16 protein-coding genes and 1 tRNA gene are annotated in these 13,069 nt (G+C 39.2%); 3 read left to right on the top strand and 14 right to left on the bottom strand.

The annotated features are described in order from the left end of the window. Positions 1-3 precede the first annotated feature (3 nt). Entirely contained in the window at positions 4-1,182 is a 1,179-nt protein-coding gene (locus MHB65_RS17195; RefSeq protein WP_342441150.1) for a site-specific integrase, read from the top strand. Positions 1,183-1,320: 138 nt separating this feature from the next. Here the strand turns inward: MHB65_RS17195 and MHB65_RS17200 are convergent. Further along, a tRNA-Arg gene (locus MHB65_RS17200) sits at positions 1,321-1,394 on the bottom strand. 221 nt (positions 1,395-1,615) lie between these two features. On the opposite strand from MHB65_RS17200, the gene MHB65_RS17205 reads away from it, so the two are divergent. Together MHB65_RS17205 and MHB65_RS17210 are read left to right on the top strand one after the other, a co-directional pair. Continuing rightward, positions 1,616-2,362 (top strand): glucose 1-dehydrogenase, encoded by a 747-nt coding sequence (locus tag MHB65_RS17205; protein WP_342441151.1) that lies wholly within the window; start codon positions 1,616-1,618, stop codon positions 2,360-2,362. A 93-nt stretch (positions 2,363-2,455) separates the two neighbouring features. Continuing rightward, on the top strand, positions 2,456-3,109 hold the full coding sequence (locus MHB65_RS17210) for a hypothetical protein (protein ID WP_342441152.1): 654 nt from the start codon (positions 2,456-2,458) through the stop codon (positions 3,107-3,109). Here MHB65_RS17210 and MHB65_RS17215 read toward each other — a convergent pair. From MHB65_RS17215 to sdhB, 13 genes are all read right to left on the bottom strand, one after another. Beyond that, positions 3,106-3,804 carry a DUF2071 domain-containing protein gene (locus MHB65_RS17215; RefSeq protein WP_342441153.1) on the bottom strand — a complete coding sequence of 233 codons (699 nt, stop codon included), beginning with the start codon at positions 3,802-3,804 and terminating at the stop codon, positions 3,106-3,108. The genes MHB65_RS17210 and MHB65_RS17215 overlap by 4 nt on opposite strands. A 59-nt stretch (positions 3,805-3,863) precedes the next feature. Further along, a complete protein-coding gene (locus MHB65_RS17220) occupies positions 3,864-4,025 on the bottom strand; it encodes a DUF2639 domain-containing protein (protein WP_004226448.1) in 162 nt (53 codons plus the stop codon). A gap of 108 nt (positions 4,026-4,133) precedes the next feature. Next, positions 4,134-5,594: a YdiU family protein gene (locus tag MHB65_RS17225; RefSeq protein ID WP_342441154.1), complete on the bottom strand. Its 1,461-nt coding sequence runs from the start codon at positions 5,592-5,594 to the stop codon at positions 4,134-4,136. A gap of 130 nt (positions 5,595-5,724) precedes the next feature. Next, the gene (locus MHB65_RS17230) at positions 5,725-6,228 is read right to left on the bottom strand and encodes a metallophosphoesterase (RefSeq protein WP_342441155.1); all 504 of its coding nucleotides are present in this window, start codon (positions 6,226-6,228) and stop codon (positions 5,725-5,727) included. A gap of 12 nt (positions 6,229-6,240) precedes the next feature. Further along, the gene (locus MHB65_RS17235) at positions 6,241-6,834 is read right to left on the bottom strand and encodes an XTP/dITP diphosphatase (RefSeq protein WP_342441156.1); all 594 of its coding nucleotides are present in this window, start codon (positions 6,832-6,834) and stop codon (positions 6,241-6,243) included. A gap of 1 nt (position 6,835) precedes the next feature. Continuing rightward, positions 6,836-7,585: a ribonuclease PH gene (gene rph, locus MHB65_RS17240; RefSeq protein WP_342441157.1), complete on the bottom strand. Its 750-nt coding sequence runs from the start codon at positions 7,583-7,585 to the stop codon at positions 6,836-6,838. 135 nt (positions 7,586-7,720) lie between these two features. Continuing rightward, the gene (gene racE / locus MHB65_RS17245) at positions 7,721-8,518 is read right to left on the bottom strand and encodes a glutamate racemase (protein WP_205444840.1); all 798 of its coding nucleotides are present in this window, start codon (positions 8,516-8,518) and stop codon (positions 7,721-7,723) included. A 10-nt stretch (positions 8,519-8,528) separates the two neighbouring features. Next, entirely contained in the window at positions 8,529-8,981 is a 453-nt protein-coding gene (locus MHB65_RS17250) for a MarR family transcriptional regulator (protein WP_016991542.1), read from the bottom strand. Between the two features lie 74 nt (positions 8,982-9,055). Next, positions 9,056-9,277, bottom strand: a complete 222-nt coding sequence (locus MHB65_RS17255) for a LuxR C-terminal-related transcriptional regulator (RefSeq protein WP_004226437.1) — start codon at positions 9,275-9,277, stop codon at positions 9,056-9,058. A gap of 187 nt (positions 9,278-9,464) precedes the next feature. Further along, entirely contained in the window at positions 9,465-9,926 is a 462-nt protein-coding gene (locus MHB65_RS17260; protein ID WP_342441158.1) for a thioesterase family protein, read from the bottom strand. Positions 9,927-9,986: 60 nt separating this feature from the next. Next, on the bottom strand, positions 9,987-10,238 hold the full coding sequence (locus MHB65_RS17265; protein ID WP_342441159.1) for a hypothetical protein: 252 nt from the start codon (positions 10,236-10,238) through the stop codon (positions 9,987-9,989). A 413-nt stretch (positions 10,239-10,651) separates the two neighbouring features. Then, complete coding sequence (locus tag MHB65_RS17270; protein ID WP_342440973.1) at positions 10,652-11,989, bottom strand: IS4 family transposase; 1,338 nt, start codon at positions 11,987-11,989, stop codon at positions 10,652-10,654. 295 nt (positions 11,990-12,284) lie between these two features. Beyond that, positions 12,285-13,064: a succinate dehydrogenase iron-sulfur subunit gene (gene sdhB, locus MHB65_RS17275; RefSeq protein WP_205444844.1), complete on the bottom strand. Its 780-nt coding sequence runs from the start codon at positions 13,062-13,064 to the stop codon at positions 12,285-12,287. Positions 13,065-13,069: the final 5 nt, after the last annotated feature.

Below are 13,069 nucleotides of genomic sequence, written 5' to 3' on the forward strand. Positions count from 1 at the left end.
AATATGGCGAGCATAACAAAACGCGGAAAGACGTGGCAGTATTGTGTTAGTAGAATGGTTGATGGAAAGTACAAACCTATACGGAAAGGTGGTTTCAGTACCAAAAAGGAAGCAACAGTTGCAGCAGCTGCTATTGAAGCTAACATTGGGAAAAATAACTTCCCTTCAATTCAAGAAGATATTCCTTTCACTAAGTATTTTATGGATTGGGTTAAAACATATAAAACGAATATCTCTGATATTACGATGAGAGCCTACACAACCACTTACAATAAATTATATGAATACTTTGGAGAGATGCCCATACAACAGATTACTAAGCGTAAATACCAAGAATTTATGAATGATTTGGGGACAAAATTTGCAAGAGATACAAATCGTAAGTTAAATGGTTACGTGCGAACATGTTTGTTGGAAGCAATTGACGAAGGACTAATAAAGAATGATTTCACTCGAAATATTACTATTACTGGGGCCTCTTCAAAAAAAGGGTCTGAAAAATTTCTAAACCTTACTGATACTGAAAGGCTCTTATATTACTTAAAAGATCATGTTGAGAAAAACATAAAAAATTTACAAAACGTGGATAATGGTATTGAGAATTTATTACTACTTCTCGCCTTAACTTCCGGTATGCGTTATGGTGAATTAGTTGGCCTGATCGAAACAGATTTTTACTTTAAAGAGAGTTTCATTCGTGTAGAACGGCAATGGAAATACAAAGAAGGCGGTGGCTTTGGTGACTTAAAAAATGAAAGTTCTGAGCGTACAATAACCATTGATACAGAGACTATGCTATTGTTTAAGAAATTTTTCAAATATCGAACATCACATTCAGATAATCAACATCAATTAGTGTTCTTTGATGACACATCCGATATTTTTGTTGTCACAAATGATCGATTAAATGATGTACTACGGGCAGCATTGAAACATCTTAAAATAACACCTCTTATTACTGCTCATGGATTACGACACACACATGCGAGCATTTTACTTTTCGAAGAAGTAAATTTGATTTATGTGTCTGAACGTCTAGGACATTCAGGTATTGAAATTACTTCTTCTACATATGCCCATGTGCTAAAAGAATTGCGTGAACGTGATTCCAGAAAAACAGCAGATGTATTTAAAAAGATGATGTTAATGCCTTCCACTAATATAGAGCGTGTAGATGTGTAGAAAATGTGTAGAAAGCTTTTATTTTTTATCTCTTTTTAACGACTTCTCAAAAATACTAAAAACACCTTAAATCCCTGATATTAAAGGATTTAAGGTGTTTTTCACACTGTAGCTTCTCTTTCTAAAACTACCTATTGACGTCCCAGGAGGGATTCGAACCCCCGACCGACGGCTTAGAAGGCCGTTGCTCTATCCTGCTGAGCTACTGAGACATGATGTCGTTTCTTATGTATTCCATAGGAAGGACAATACTTATTATATGTAATTTATAGCATAATGTCAACATTAATTTTACTATGTAGGCAAGGTTTGCCTCATATTTTTTATCATATATTGCCACAGCATTCATTATACCATTTCTTCACCCTCTTAACAGGACGAATAGCAAAATATTTGCTACACTATTGGCGATAAAAAAGTAGGAGGTATGCGGATGTTTAAAGATTTAGTCGTTGTTGTCACAGGTGGTGCACAAGGAATTGGTAAGGGCATTACGCTTGCATATGCACAACAAGGTGCAAAAGTGGTGATTGCTGATTTGAACGCAGGCTTAGGACAACAGTTAGCACAGGATATGCTTGCTCAGGGCTACTCTGCATTATTTGTTCCAACGGATGTGACAAAGGAACAGGATATCATCCATTTAATGCAGCGAGCTGTTGAGCAATATGGGACCATTCATATTTTAATTAATAATGCTGGGAAGTTTCAGCATCAATCTCCTTACGAGGTTACGTTTGATGAGTGGCATGATTTGTTGCAGACGAATTTAACGAGTACCTTTTTCTGTGCCAGAGAGGCTGCAAAAGTGATGCGGCATAATGCAAAGGGCGGTTCCATTGTTTCGCTGGCCTCAACGCGAGCTGAAATGTCGGAGCCTCATACAGAAGCTTATGCGGCTACAAAGGGTGGGATCGTAGCATTAACTCATGCTTTAGCGCGGTCTTTAGGGCCAGATCAAATTACTGTGAATTGTATTTCACCTGGGTGGATTGAAACAGGTGATTACGAGGCACTACGGCCAATCGATCATGCACAGCATTTGTCAGGCAGGGTGGGGCTGCCTGAAGATATTGCACAGGCTTGTCTCTATTTAACAAACCCGATGAATAACTTTGTGACAGGGATTAATCTTACAGTTGATGGTGGCATGACGAAGAAAATGATGTATGAAGCGTAATTTTGTCGTTTCTTCTTTTCTTTCTTGTTCTTCATACTCAGAGATACCTTGGAGTATGCTACTGTAGGAAAAAGAACAAGAAGGAGTGAAGCCTTGTACCCCTATGCAAATGGTTTTTCATTAAGCCAGCTGTATCACGCTCCCTATACGCACTATACAGCTCCGATTCGTCACTTTTTACAGTCTAATAATGATTACCGACGCTGTATTAGTAAAGGCGAAGCGGATTTTATGGCTATGAACCGCTTACTTTGGATGGAGCATGTAAATTGGACACGGATGACCATTATTAGCATTGTGTTTAATTTGCCTGATTTACCCTTTGTGCAGCAGCGTTTGCTACGCAATGCAACCGATTTAGGGAATTGTCTACGCCCCTTTTACGGAGACTCCGTAGCAGATCATTATGCAGCTTTAATTAAAGAGCATCTGGTAATTGCGGCTCAATTAGTGACAGCTGCAGCAAAAGGAGACGCTACCACAGCGGAAGCAAAAGAGAAGGAATGGTATCGTAATGCAGATGATATTGCTTTCTTTTTGCATACAATCAATCCATACCTAAGTAGAGAGGCAGTACAAAAAATGTTTTATACGCATTTAGCTTTAACGAAAAATGAAGCTGTCACCATGATACAAAAAGATTATCAGGCAGATGTCGATGTATTTGATGAAATTGAAGCAGAGGCACTTGCGATGTCAGATATGATTGCCAGCGCCATCGTGATGCAATTTTGTTACCTCTTTTAATGTAAAAATCTTGATGCATTTATGTCCATTTTACGCTCAACTGCTGGAGGAAAAACTCTCGCCACTTTGTTTTTGGCATAATGTGCACGAGGTTGCATGCCTTGGAAGCTCCCCTTCATAAAAGAGGCTAATGTATTGCTTTCAATCGTTACGCTGGCTCGCTTTAATTCCCATGGGGAGTGGTGAATATCAATGCGGAAAAGTGTATCCTTCCATTTCGCCCATGAATGATAACGCTCTACAATCCATTGGTCGAAATTAGTATTGGTCTTGTCTCCTATTGTACAAGTAACCCTCAATCTTTCATCACTTACTTTGTAATGGCTTGTATATGAATAGTGATACCCTCTTTGTTTTACTAAGATGTTGGAATGGCGATATGGCAAGCTCCCTATTGCCGTGATTTTTGATAGGAAATAATTCGTCACATCTAAATGAAAAAAATAGATACCTTTCATGCCGTTATACTCCACATATGTTCGGACATTCAATTGTAAATAAGTATTCATTCCAGGAAGAGGTGGTAGAAAGCGTAGCCGATGTCGATAAACTTTAAAAAGGACAGCGCTGATCCAAGCATTTTGCTCAAATAGATCGAGCTTCAGTTCTTGAGGTACATGTTTTTCGAGTTCTTGAGGGGCTATCGGCCAATGTAAAAATAAAACATCTTGCCATGTTTGAGTCATCATCCACATAGTAAAACTCCTTTCTAATCACTAGTTTTTCCTAGAAAGGAGTTATTCAAACAAACGGTCTATTGATCCTGCTCAGCAGACTCTATTTCGACATAACGATAATATAAATTTCGTAATTCAGATTCTTTATATAAGCCTAAATGACTTTTAAATTGAGGATGAACCATTATTCCATGAGCACGTAATACTTTGACAAACCAACCCTTTGAATACTTATGCACCGACCCTATTCTCCTTTATCTTTATTCATACATAGAATATGCGTTTGAGTACGGGAGAGTGCCTTTATACAAATAAAAAACGAGAGAATAAATAGCTCTCGTTTTTACTTATGTGCCACAAAACGTACGATATGGTTGATTCGTCGGTTCAGGTAATGAAGCGTATTCTTGTTGTTCATTCGTATGAGCGTAGGGCTGAGCAAGGATTTTTAGTAAGCTGTTCATCACACTATAATCGCCTCGTTCTACAGCCGCTTCCAAAGCTTCTTCTACCCTGTGGTTACGTGGAATAACAGCTGGATTATGTTGACGCATTAATTGCTGTGACATGTCTTTTGTTTGCTGCTGTCTCGCTAATCGAGCTTGCCATTTGTGATGCCAGTCTTTAAAAGCTAAGGCATTAAATAATGGGGAATCCTCCAATTGCTCAAACGTTAAGGCAATAAATGTATTGGTATAATCAGCTTGGTATTGCTGCATAAGCTGAAGAAGCTCTTCAACAAGCTTGATGTCTTCTTGCTCCTCATTAAAAATGCCTAGCTTTGCACGCATTCCTTCCAACCAATTTTCTACATATAATTTTGGATACTGTTGTAGCGTATCTTGTGCCAGTTGAATGGCTTTTTCTTGATCATCATCAATTAAAGGTAGTAAGGACTCAGCTAAGCGAGTTAAATTCCAGCCACCAATGTTGGGCTGATTTCCATAGGCATAGCGTCCTTGGCGATCAATAGAGCTAAACACAGTCGCGGGATCATAGATGTCCATGAATGCACAAGGACCATAATCAATGGTTTCACCGCTAATGGTCATATTATCTGTGTTCATGACGCCATGAATAAAGCCCACTAACTGCCACTTGGCTATAAGGGACGCTTGTTTCTTCATGACTTCTTGTAGCAAATAAAGATAACGATTTTGACCGCCAATATTAGCTGGGTAATGTCGTTCTAATGCATAATCAGCTAAGAGCTGTAGCTCCTCATCTGTCCCCCATTGCGCGGCATATTGAAAGGTCCCTACCCGCAAATGACTACTTGCAACTCGTGTGACAATAGCGCCTGGTAGTTCCGTTTCTCGTATAATCATTTCACCTGTAGTTACTACTGCTAGACTGCGTGAAGTGGGAACCCCTAATGCAAACATCGCTTCACTCATGATATACTCCCTTAGCATTGGACCTAATGCGGCTCGTCCATCCCCTCCACGAGAATAAGGTGTTCTACCTGATCCTTTTAGAGCGATGTCATATCGATCGTTTTGAGGTGTGATTTGTTCCCCATATAATAGAGCTCTACCATCACCTAGCATATTAAAATGACCAAATTGATGCCCTGCGTAGGCCTGTGCAATCGGTTCGCCACCTTTTGGGATTGTATTACCAGCTAAAACAGCTAAAGCTTCCTCACTCTTTAAAGCCTGAATGTCTAATCCGAGTGATGCTGCAACTGCTTCATTTAACAAGATCAATTTTGGTGAACGAACAGGATTTAACGATATGTCGGAATAAAAAATACTTGGTAGTTGAACGTAACTATTATCAAAATGCCAGCCAATTGTTTTTTCCATGTTTTCTCCTTTATTGCCTTTACGATTTATTTTTGCTATTTCAGCATTAATCATTCCTAGTCAATTTTACCATTATCAGCAGCCCAAATAAAAATCCGCATACTTTGGATAGTCATGCGGATTTTTCCTATTATTGTCGGTCAAATGTATATGTAGCCATACATTGATTGTCATCTGTCATGCAATCGACTTTAAAAAATGTTGCATTGATTTCCACAACAGCAAAGCTTTTCTCTTTACGACCACGTGGTTTTAATAAGCTACCCGGATTTAAAAATAAGATATCATCCATCATTTCGGCACCGAGAATATGAGAATGACCAAAACAAACGATTTGTGCACCTACTTCTTTTGCACGATAGGATAAGGATAAGATGGAATTTTTCACATTGAATAAATGACCGTGTGTCACAAAAATCTTTACATCATGGACAGTGAAAATTTCTTCTTCGGGGAAAGCTTTCTCACGATCACAGTTTCCACGTACTTTTTTCAATCCTTCTAATGCCGTATGTGAGTAGGGAAGTTCACTATCTCCACAATGAATCACAACAGCTATTTCAGGATAAAAGCCTTTAACCTTTTCGATGACATGGCTATCACCATGTGTATCGCTCATAACAAGTATTTTCATGGATATCACCTCTTAGTTGATAAGATTCGGTAATTGCTCCTTTAACTTGCGGATGGCATTGCCACGGTGAGAAATAGAGCCTTTTTCCTCTGGTGAAAGCTCTGCCATCATACGATTTAAGCTTGGCACGAAAAAGATTGGATCATAGCCAAAGCCATTCGTTCCACGCTTTTCATGGGCAATGACACCTTCACATGTGCCAAATACCGTTGTTGTTGCAAAATCAGGTCCTGCAATTGCAATACAGCAGCAAAAACGTGCTGACCGTTTGTCATCTTCGACACCTTGTAAATTTTCTAACAGTTTGATCATGTTTGCTTCATCATCATGGTCACCAGCATAGCGAGCAGAATACACGCCTGGGTCACCATTTAATGCATCTACTGCTAAACCACTATCATCTGCAATAACAATGGTACCAAGCTCCTTCGCTAATGCTTCTGCTTTTAAGATGGCATTTTCTTCGAATGTTGTTCCTGTTTCTTCTATTTCCATTTCTGGTGCCACTTCAAACATTGTCACGACTTCATAACCAAGTGGGCCAAATAATGCTTCAAAATCTTTTGCTTTTCCTTTATTTTTTGTGGCGATGACTACTTGTTTCATACTATTGATTCCCTCCAACCTTGTTTGCTAGTTCACCAAGCGTTATTTTTTGAAGTTCAACTAATTGTTGTATGCCTTTTTCACCTAGTGCTAACAATTCATTTAGTTCTTGTCGAGAAAAGGTAGCTTCCTCTCCAGTACCTTGTAATTCTACAAATCGTCCTGCGCCCGTCATTACAATGTTCATATCAACAGCTGCAGCCACATCTTCTACATAATTTAAATCGAGAATAGCACCTTGTTCTTCTACAATCCCAACACTTGTTGCTGCCAAAAAGTCTGTTACTGGGAATTTTTCGAATGGCTTTTCTTCAGCAAATTTAGCAATGGCTTGTGTCATGGCAACAAATGCTCCCGTAATGGATGCTGTACGAGTACCACCATCAGCTTGAATGACATCACAGTCAATCCATACAGTACGTTCGCCTAGTGCCTCTAAATCGACTACAGCACGTAATGCACGCCCAATTAAGCGCTGAATCTCCATTGTACGTCCATTGACTTTCCCACGAGAGGATTCACGTGGTGTACGTTGAGCGGTTGCACGAGGCAGCATGGAATATTCGGCTGTGATCCATCCTTTCCCTTGCCCACGTAAAAAGCCAGGTACCTTGTCTTCAATCGTTGCTGTGCAAATTACTTTTGTATTGCCTACTTGAATTAATACGGAGCCCTCTGGATGTAATAGATACTCACTATCTATTTTCACAGGTCTTAGCCCATCTGCATTTCTACCATCAAATCTTGTCATATTTTTCGTTCCTCCTAAAAACTTTCGCGCCCTCATCTTATCATAATTTGTGCCATCAAAAAAGTACTCAATGGTGGCTTATGTACAATGCTGAAAACGGCAAAAATCAGCCTAGCCTGTTGCTAAGCTGATTTTTTATTTTAATGTGATACGTTTTATGTCGAGAGTACCTTGCTCTAACCAATTCTCAGCAATCGAACGGAAAATTGGAACAGAACCAGTTGCAAAAAATTTATGAGCAGGCACCGCATTTGCATTTGCTAAAGTGCCGTTATACGCTAACATTTCCTGAACATCCTTTGCTGTTTCCTCCGCAGAAGATAATACATTCACATCTTCTCCGACAACAGCTTCAATTTGTTTTTGTAGAATAGGATAATGTGTACACCCTAAAATAACCGTATCAAATTGTCGATTTTTCAACGGCTTTAAGCCTTCAGCTATTAAATTATTTGCAAAGTCACCTTTATATTCGCCACTTTCTACAAGTGGCACGAATGTTGGACAAGCTAGTGGAATAATATGTGTTGACGTATTGAGTGACAACAAGGCTTCTTCATACGCCCCACTTTTAATCGTTCCTTCTGTTGCAAGCACAACGACTTCATGTCGCTTCGTTTTCTTTACAGCTGCACGTGCGCCAGCATTGATAACACCTAGTACCGGAAAAGGCATATTTCTTTGTAAACTTTCGAGTGCTACTGCAGTCGCTGTATTACAAGCTATAACGAGCATCTTAACATTCATTTTTTCGAGTGCTTTTGCCATTTGCCAAGTAAAATTCCGTACTTCCTGACGACTTCTTGGACCATACGGACACCTTGCTGTATCGCCAATATAATAAATCGTTTCGTTTGGCAATCGCTTCATGATTTCTTTTGCTACGGTTAAACCGCCTACTCCTGAGTCAATAACGCCTATCGGGGCATTCATACTTTCCGCCTCAATCCTGTTTCATGTGTACATGTAGTTTCTCTAAGTAGCTTGATAATTGCGCGACTTCTTGTTCATTAAAACCAACAAGCATCTCTTGCAAGTATTGCTGTCTTTTTTCAATAACTTCTTGAATAATACGTTCGCCTTTTTCGAGAAGATGAACGACAACGACACGGCGATCATTTTCATCACGCACACGCTTGACTAATTCATTTTTCTCCATTCGGTCCACTAAATCTGTTGTCGTGCTAAAAGCTAAATATAAACGGTTTGATAATTCGCCAATTGTAATATCACCAAGCTCTTCTAACCACTGTAATGCAACAAATTGTGGCGGCGTAATCGCATAATCGGAAACAATTTCTCTTCCCTTTTGCTTCACGATGGCCGCTATATAGCGTAATTCCTTTTCAACCGTTGCAACGGTTTCAGGTGAGTGCTTTGTTACTTCATCCGACATATAACTATTTCACTCCTAAAAATACGTTGAATAGTTCTATTTTGTCGTTTTTTTCACGAAATAGCAAGTGTCCATTAGTCTAATTTAAATTCTTCCAAGCGTAACAGCTCAATTAACGCCTGAGATCGATTCGTTACACCTAGCTTTTGAATTGTATTGGAAATGTGATTTCGCACTGTTTTTTCACTAATACCAAGCTGCTCTGCAATATCTCTCGTTGTTTTTTCAGCTAATAAAAGCGCAAATATTTCACGTTCTCGGTTTGTTAAAAGAGAACGATGATGAGAGCCATTCATTCAGTTACACCCTCCTCCCCCGCACGTATTGTAACTTATGTTAAGGGGCAGGAAGCGGTGACGGCTATTTGCATGATTATTCCATGTTTCCTTAAAAATTTCGAAAATTACATAGATACATTCGTAAATTTTACGTAAAATGCAATTCCTACTATTTTAATAAATTTACATATAGTTACATATTGAGCTAGTGAGGTAGAATAGCCAACTGAATTAATTTCGTTTTTTCTTCCTCTGAGATCGGCACACTTTTACCTGTGCGAGGGTCCATTTGCACAATCGTTCCACGACCAGTGAAACAAATTTCGTCCTTTTGATTTTTTGCTAGATAATGAATATCCATCGACGAATTCCCAACTTGCGCGATTTTTGTATAAATGCGTAGAACATCATCAAAGAAAACCTGCTTTACATAATCACATTGTAAATCGGCTACTATTGGTATAGATTGTATACCATCCCCTGCAGAAGGCATTAAAATACCTAAATGTCGGAAATAATCAATTCTTGCTTGCTCAAAATATGTAAAGCTAATCGTATTGTTCATATGACCATACATGTCTGTTTCTGAAAATCGCACGCGTACCTCACTATAAAATGAAAATCCCTTTTCCCACTCTTGAAAATTATCGATATAATTTGCCTTCATGATATACCATCCCCTGTCATGTAATTGACCGTCTGATCATCAAGCGAGTTATGATGACGGTTAACAAAATGAATACATATTCATTATAAAAGAAAATGCTATATTATCATAGAAAAAACACGAATAATCATCTTGTTGACTATTCATTTCTATAACTATAAAAAACTCCCTCACACTGAAGTGTAAGGGAGTTTCATGTTGTTGAAAAAAGATGATGTCAACGGCAGAAAAAGCAACTTTGCAAGGTGAGGGGTTGATTTCCGTTCCGCCAGCATCCTTTCCAGGGGGCGTCCGAGGAGCCGCTTCACTCACTTCCGTTCGCTCCAGGGTCTCCTCTGTGACGCTAAATCCCCTAGGAGTGACGCTGGCTCCACTCCAATCAACCATTCTGCAAAAGTGTCTTTACTTTTTTTCATAGTAGCATAGCGATCAAATCGCCCATTAACTGTATTCTTAGAGGGGATAGGCTCTTATTTTCAATGTGGCGAAGTGATGCGTGACAACCTTCACTTTATTTGAAAACCTTTGCTAAAAAGTCAGTGGGTTGAAGTGGAAGGCTACTTGACCATAGCCGTGTCCTTAAGAAAATATCAGACATCCTATGCCAGATTTTCGTGTGTTTATCTTCTGTTTAAAATGGGTATTACACAAGGAGTGAGGGAAAAATGGCCTCACTAAATAAACTATACAAATTATCCATCCAAATATTGGGTTTACATCGACTTTTAAGAAGTTTTGCGTTTTTTACACTTTAGGCAAAATGACGAAACGTTTCGGGTGAGCGTATCGAAATAGACATATAGCTGTTTTTTCGAATGCCACATACTTTTTAAAAGTCGATTTATTTGTTTCGCAATCAACCGGACCGTCTTTCTTTCACTAATCCTCCGTTTTCTTGTCACCCACAGATCATTTCTCATCATTCCCATGATCATTTCAGTCAATAAAAGCACAATACTTTGAAGATAGAAATGACATAACCATCGTTCAATCTTCACCTTCTTCATCTTATCGACTTCTAAATCTGATTTCCATGTTTTAAATAAGAGCTCGATTTGCCAGCGTAATCGGTAAAGTTCATGAATTTCACTTGCTGGCATATCCTCTGGTACATTTGTTAAATAGATGACCACTCCAGGTATTTGTTCTACTTCATTTTTATGGACTTGCCCTTGTTTCTTTTGACGTCTTCTTTTTTCCCGCTTGTGTAGCTCTTTTTCCTGTTCCTCTGAGAGGCGATAGAGAATACAACGTGCAGGCATTTTTTCGTGTCGTCCTACAAATAATTGGGACCACTCTTTGTATTCGCCACGTACCATTTCTAATGCGATTTCTTCTAAATGAATTTGTTTGTAACGGCGACTTTCAATCAATTTCCCATTTGGATGACGAGGTGGATGACTTACTTCGACAAACAATTGCGTATCTTTTTTCGTTTTTGTGATATAGAAAGCACCTTTTGCGTGCACCTTTTTAAAAAAATCGAATTGAAAATAGCCTAAATCCTGTAGAACCAGTTCTCTCTCCTGAATCAAAGGTAATCGCGTCATTCCTGCTGGATTATCGGCATCACGTCCGTTCATTAAATCAAAATAAAGTAGCTGTTGGGTTAAATAATCAAACTCCACTTGCACTTTAACAGACGAACAATGGACACCCTGAAAATTTCCCTGATAGGCATCTGGCAATTTGATCGTTGTGCTATCTAAAATACGTATTCGAGTAAATGTGTATCCCGTTAGCTTGGGGAAGGCGAGTTGAAGCTGCGTTTTGAATAATCGTCCAAAAATGGTTTCCAAAAAAGTAACAGCCCGTTCATCAAAGCGTTTATTAAGAGCCGATTTCGTCATAAATATATCCTGCTCCGCCAAGTCCGTACAAAGCGTTTCAAGCGAATCACTGATAATCTCACTCTTTTTCAAAAACAGAAAGTGTAAAAATTGTGCCGCACTAAACGAACGCTCGCGTTGAATAAAACCCGATAATCTACCCACCTCTTTTACTTCATTTTTCCCAAGTATCTGAAAAAGTGGCGCAAGTAATTGAATATTTTCTGGTTTCATTTTGCTGGACCTCCTTTATCAAGTGTACTTATCTATACCTTGATAAGAGAAATATGAACCAACGAATAAAGGAAATCACTAAGGACACGGCTATGGCTACTTGACTCCCGTGGGATCGCGAGACAGGCGAAGCCCTGCACGGAGCGGTAGCGGAGGAAGCGATTCGGCGCTCGCCCACAGGAAAGCAAGTAGCCTGCAACGGAAATCCATTTCTACCTTTCAATTGACAGTTTTGTTTTTCAACACTAAAAAACTCCCTCACACAAGGTGTAAGGGAGTTCAGCTTGTCCATATATTAGTCTACGTAGTGGTCAGAACCGAAGAAGTTACGGAACATTTGCACTGAAGTAGCACGGTTTAATGAAGCGATTGATGTTGTTAAAGGAATCCCTTTTGGACATGCAGCAACACAGTTTTGAGAGTTACCACAGTTCGCAAGGCCACCATCGCCCATAATCGCATTTAAACGTTCGTCTTTAATCATTGCACCAGTTGGGTGAGTGTTGAAAAGACGTACTTGAGATAATGGAGCTGGCCCGATGAATGAAGCTTTTTCAGATACGTTCGGACATGCTTCCATACATACACCACAAGTCATACATTTAGATAATTCATAAGCCCATTGACGTTTACCTTCTGGCATACGTGGACCTTCACCTAAATCATACGTACCATCGATTGGTACCCATGCTTTAACTTTTTTAAGCGCGTTGAACATACGTTCACGGTCAACTTGTAGGTCACGAATAACAGGGAATGTCTTCATTGGCTCCAATTTAATTGGTTCAGTCAATTGGTCAACAAGTGTTGAACATGATTGACGTGGACGGCCATTGATCACCATTGAACATGCACCACAAACTTCTTCTAAACAGTTCATATCCCATGATACTGGCGATGTGTTTTCACCATTTTCAGTAACAGGATTTTTTTGAATTTCCATTAAAATAGAAATTACGTTCATACCATGACGGTAAGGCACTTGGAATTTTTGCCAGTAGCTATCGCCGCCCTGTGTATCTTGACGTAAGACTTCTACTTTAACCATTCTTCCAGTATTAGCTGAGATTTGCATAACTT

This window comes from Lysinibacillus sp. FSL K6-0075 (assembly GCF_038592945.1).
GTDB lineage: Bacteria > Bacillota > Bacilli > Bacillales_A > Planococcaceae > Lysinibacillus > Lysinibacillus fusiformis_F.